Source organism: Limosilactobacillus alvi, assembly GCF_016900115.1.
In the GTDB taxonomy this organism is placed as follows: Bacteria; Bacillota; Bacilli; order Lactobacillales; family Lactobacillaceae; genus Limosilactobacillus; species Limosilactobacillus alvi.
Genome location: NZ_JACJJQ010000103.1, coordinates 1 through 277 on the forward strand (window position 1 = coordinate 1; position 277 = coordinate 277).

1 pseudogene is annotated in these 277 nt (G+C 34.7%); it reads left to right on the forward strand.

Annotation, left to right across the window (positions count from 1 at the left end):
* A pseudogene (locus tag H5993_RS09255) lies at positions 1–277 on the forward strand (SIS domain-containing protein); the annotation flags it as partial.

The window sequence follows — 277 nt, forward strand, 5'->3', positions numbered from 1 at the left end:
CACATACATCATGAATGATGGCGAAATCGCAGTAGTTAAAAAAGATAGCATTTGGGTAACTGATAGAAAAGGCAATCCTATTACTAAAAAAGTATTCGAAGTAAATTGGAATGCTGAAGCAGCAGAAAAAGGCGGCTATGAACATTTCATGCTCAAAGAAATTTATGAACAGCCAAAAGCTGTAAGAGATACAATTTCTCCACGCCTCAATAAAGATAACACTGCTATTGTACTCAATGAACTTAAATGGACAAAACAATATGTTGAAGCTTTCAAC